This window comes from Enterobacter cloacae complex sp. IR5458 (genome assembly GCF_049238025.1).
Lineage (GTDB): Bacteria > Pseudomonadota > Gammaproteobacteria > Enterobacterales > Enterobacteriaceae > Enterobacter > Enterobacter kobei.
The window spans coordinates 1-4,507 of sequence record NZ_JBMKIF010000089.1; the positions used below are offsets into that span (position 1 = coordinate 1).

Annotated in this window: 3 protein-coding genes and 1 pseudogene; 3 read left to right on the top strand and 1 reads right to left on the bottom strand. The window is 49.3% G+C overall.

Translation table 11 applies throughout. From position 1 onward, the window contains the following. Positions 1-241 precede the first annotated feature (241 nt). Positions 242-939, bottom strand: a protein-coding gene (locus ACOTYN_RS25850; protein ID WP_226856257.1) for an IS1 family transposase whose coding sequence is annotated in 2 segments (ribosomal slippage) — positions 242-690 and positions 690-939 — 699 coding nt in all. Because the reading frame shifts where the segments join, the coding sequence is not laid out codon by codon here. Between the two features lie 217 nt (positions 940-1,156). Here ACOTYN_RS25850 and ACOTYN_RS25855 point away from each other — a divergent pair. The 3 genes and pseudogenes from ACOTYN_RS25855 to ACOTYN_RS25865 all read left to right on the top strand — a co-directional run. Next, a complete protein-coding gene (locus ACOTYN_RS25855) occupies positions 1,157-2,866 on the top strand; it encodes a type I restriction-modification system subunit M (protein ID WP_045344294.1) in 1,710 nt (569 codons plus the stop codon). Further along, the gene (locus tag ACOTYN_RS25860) at positions 2,856-4,163 is read left to right on the top strand and encodes a restriction endonuclease subunit S (protein ID WP_032634419.1); all 1,308 of its coding nucleotides are present in this window, start codon (positions 2,856-2,858) and stop codon (positions 4,161-4,163) included. The genes ACOTYN_RS25855 and ACOTYN_RS25860 overlap by 11 nt, the downstream gene beginning before the upstream one ends. Next, positions 4,156-4,449: pseudogene (locus ACOTYN_RS25865) on the top strand (hypothetical protein); the annotation flags it as partial. The gene ACOTYN_RS25860 and the pseudogene ACOTYN_RS25865, both read left to right, overlap by 8 nt. Between the last annotated feature and the right edge of the window lie 58 nt (positions 4,450-4,507).

Genomic DNA, 4,507 nt, shown 5'->3' on the forward strand with positions numbered 1-4,507 from the left:
ATTCGATGTGTTTGCGGGAAAAAAATCGGCCCAGATCCGCGAAATTTTAATCAGCGAGTGAGCTTGGGAAGAAATGACCTGCTTATTCGCACCTTCCCTAACTTTATGAAAAATTCAGGTTATTATTTTATTAATTACCGTTACCGCATTAGTGAATTATGATTTTTATAAATTGCGCAAAAAAAAGAGCAAAATCTGCTTGGCCTCTCAATATTAGTAGTATTTAGGTAATGACTCCAACTTACTGATGGCGTTTTATGTTCAGATAATGCCCGATGACTTTGTCATGCAGCTCCACCGATTTTGAGAACGACAGTGACTTCCGTCCCAGCCTTGCCAGATGTTGTCTCAGATTCAGGTTATGTCGCTCAATGCGCTGAGTGTAACGCTTGCTGATTACGTGCAGCTTTCCCTTCAGGCGGGATTCATACAGCGGCCAGCCATCCGTCATCCATACCACGACCTCAAAGGCCGACAGCAGGCTCAGAAGACGCTCCAGTGTGGCCAGAGTGCGTTCACCGAAGACGTGCGCCACAACCGTCCTCCGTATCCTGTCATACGCGTAAAACAGCCAGCGCTGACGTGATTTAGCACCGACGTAGCCCCACTGTTCGTCCATTTCAGCGCAGACAATCACATCACTGCCCGGCTGTATGCGCGAGGTTACCGACTGCGGCCTGAGTTTTTTAAGTGACGTAAAATCGTGTTGAGGCCAACGCCCATAATGCGGGCGGTTGCCCGGCATCCAACGCCATTCATGGCCATATCAATGATTTTCTGGTGCGTACCGGGTTGAGAAGCGGTGTAAGTGAACTGCAGTTGCCATGTTTTACGGCAGTGAGAGCAGAGATAGCGCTGATGTCCGGCAGTACTTTTACCGTTACGCACCACGCCTTCAGTAGCTGAGCAGGAGGGACAACTGATGGAGATGGAAGCCACGGGAGCACCTCAAAAACACCATCATACACTAAATCAGTAAGTTGGCACCATTACCCGGAACTTAATGTCAACTTAGCCATAGCCCATCTTCCACTTCTTTGCGCTATCTCGTTTATGAACCTAGTCATTCCGGGTATCATTTTGCGATTAGCATTCCAAAACCAAATTTAAGATAGGCATGTTTGCACTATCGCTGCGATCGCCCCTGAGGATTTTCATGAACAACGCCGAACAACAGTTCCTGAACGAGCTGGATAACAAATTCTGGAAAGCCGCCGACAAGCTACGCGCCAACATGGATGCCGCCAACTACAAGCACGTGGTGCTGGGGCTTATCTTCCTCAAGTATGTGTCCGATGCCTTCGAGGCGCGTCAGCAGGAGCTAATCACCTTGTTCCGCGATGTCGGCAACCCGGACAACATCTATGCCATGTCGCGCGACGGTTACGACTCTGATGAAGAGTACGCACAGGCGATTGTGGATGAACTGGAGGTGGAAGATTACTACACCGAAAAGAACATCTTCTGGGTGCCGAAAGCCGCGCGCTGGGACACGCTGAAAAACAAAGCCATGTTGCCGACCGGCACCGTGCTGTGGGTGGATGAAACCACCGGCAAGGATGTGACGCTGCGCTCTGTGTCCTGGCTGGTGGATAACGCGCTCGATGAAATCGAAAAAACCAACCCGAAGCTGAAAGGTATTCTGAACCGTATCAGCCAGTATCAATTGGGCAACGAAGTGTTGACCGGGCTGATTAATACTTTCTCTGACGCCAACTTCAGCAACCCGGAATATAACGGCAAGAAGCTCAACTTAAAGAGCAAAGATATTCTCGGTCACGTGTACGAATATTTCCTCGGCCAGTTCGCGCTGGCGGAAGGTAAGCAGGGCGGCCAGTATTACACGCCAAAAAGTATCGTCACCCTGATTGTTGAAATGCTGCAACCGTATAACGGGCGCGTGTATGACCCGGCGATGGGTTCCGGCGGGTTCTTTGTTTCCAGCGACCGTTTTATCGAAGAGCACGCGGGCGAGAAGCAGTACAACGCCGCCGAGCAGAAGCGCAATATCTCTGTTTACGGCCAGGAGTCGAACCCGACCACCTGGAAGCTGGCGGCAATGAATATGGCGATCCGGGGTATCGACTTTAACTTCGGCAGCAAAAACGCCGACACCCTGCTGGACGACCAGCACCCGGATCTGCGAGCTGACTTCGTGATAGCGAACCCGCCGTTCAACATGAAGGAGTGGTGGAACGCCAAGCTGGAAAACGACGTGCGCTGGAAATACGGCACACCGCCGCAGGGCAACGCCAACTTTGCGTGGATGCAGCACATGATCCATCACCTTGCGCCAAAAGGTTCGATGGCGCTGCTGCTGGCGAACGGTTCGATGAGCTCCAACACCAACAACGAAGGCGAAATCCGCCGTAACCTGATCAAAGCCGATTTGGTCGAGTGCATGGTGGCGCTACCGGGCCAGCTCTTTACCAACACCCAAATCCCGGCCTGTATCTGGTTCCTGACCAAAGACAAATCCAGCGGCAACGGCAAAGCGCACCGCAAAGGCGAAGTGCTGTTTATCGACGCCCGCAAGATTGGCTTTATGAAAGACCGCGTGCTGCGTGACTTTACTCGTGAAGATATCGCCAGAATTGCCGACACCTTCCACAAATGGCAGGCAGATAAAGAGTACGAAGACGAAGCCGGATTCTGCTTCTCTGCAACGCTGGAAGATATTCAGAAAAACGACTTTGTGTTGACCCCTGGGCGCTATGTTGGTGCTACCGAGCAAGACGAAGATGATGAACCCTTTGCCGAGAAAATGGCACGATTGACGACGCAACTGAAAGATCAGTTGGAAGAGAGCGCGAACCTAGAAGCACAGATTAAGGCGAATCTGGGGGGGCTGGGTTATGAGTTTTGAGATCCCATTCTCTCATATTGCAGAGATTATTATGGGGCAATCCCCTAAAGGCGAAGAGGTTAATAATGAGGGGATAGGACTCCCCTTATTGAATGGACCTACAGAGTTTACTGACCGTTACCCTGCACCTGTGCAGCATACTGCATATGCAAAAAAAATATCGCTACCAGGAGATATTTTATTTTGTGTTCGTGGTTCAACAACCGGCAGGATGAACTATTCTGATCAAAAATATTGTATAGGTCGAGGTCTTGCTGCAATAAGAGGTCGAAACGGATATCCGACACCTTACGTTAAAGCTGTATTAGAGACTTATCTTCCTAAATTGCTGGCAGCTGCGACAGGATCAACTTTTCCTAATGTTAGCAAAGACCTTATTAATAATATTCCAGTAAGTGTTTTACCTGTTGAGAATGCTTGTAATATTAGTAAGCTCATCGAATTGCAGGAAGAGAAAGTATTCACGAATAATCAGATAAACCAAACCCTCGAACAAATGGCACAAGCCCTGTTCAAAAGCTGGTTTGTTAATTTTGAACCCGTAAAGGCCAAAATGGCAGTGCTGGAAGCGGGCGGTTCGCAGGAAGACGCGATGCTTGCCGCTATGACAGCGATTTCCGGAAAAGATGATGATGCGCTGGTGGTTTTTGAGCGTGAACACCCTGAACAATATGCCGAGTTAAAAGCCACGGCAGAACTGTTTCCGTCCGCGATGCAGGATAGTGAGTTGGGAAATATCCCTGTGACATGGGAGTTAGGGAAGCTTCAAGATTTGTTGGTATTACAGAGAGGTTTTGATCTCCCTTCATCGGCACGAAAAGATGGTGAGTTTCCTCTGATTGCCGCCAGTGGCCCCAACGGTACTCATAATGTGGCAATGGCTAAAGCTCCGGGCGTTATAACTGGTCGTTCTGGTGTGCTTGGTAAAGTTTATTTAACGCTTGAAGATTATTGGCCATTGAATACAACCCTTTGGGTAAAGGAATTCAAACGTGCAACACCCTGTTACGCTTATGAGTTGCTGCGACTATTAGATATGAAAGCGTTTAATGCAGGTTCAGCTGTTCCTTCTTTGAACCGTAATCATATACATAGTTTGAGCTATCCACTCCCCCCTATGGCATTAGTAAATTTGTTTGAATCATCAGCCTTGCTTTTGCATCAGCGTGCACATGTAAATTTAAAACACTCTCAATCTTTGGCATTACTCCGCGACACCCTTCTCCCCAAACTCCTCTCGGGTGAAATCACCCTACCGGAAGCCGAGCAGGCGGTAAGTGAGGCGGAAAATGTATAAAGTCGATACGCCGACCAATAGTCTGCATTCTCTGCAAGAGGTGTCGTTCAGCAGCCTCGGCTTTCGCGAGCGCGATCACCTGCAGGAGTGGCTGGCAAAGAATCCCCAGGCGTTAACCCGCGACAACGACGATGAGTTGCTGATTATCCAGAAAGAGTTCGCCGGTTTTGACGACACCAAAGAACGTCTCGATCTGCTGGCGCTCGATAAAAAAGGCAACCTGGTCATCATCGAAAATAAGCTTGATGATTCCGGGCGCGACGTCGTCTGGCAGGCGCTGAAATATGATCTTACCCAGCAATAGTGGACACGCGGCTAAGTGAGTAAACTCTCAGTCAGAGGTG

Excerpts from the sequence above, each read along its gene's own strand:
- ACOTYN_RS25855 (WP_045344294.1), top strand. The coding sequence starts at position 1,157 with ATGAACAACGCCGAACAACAGTTCCTGAACGAGCTGGATAACAAATTC.
- ACOTYN_RS25860 (WP_032634419.1), top strand. The coding sequence starts at position 2,856 with ATGAGTTTTGAGATCCCATTCTCTCATATTGCAGAGATTATTATGGGG.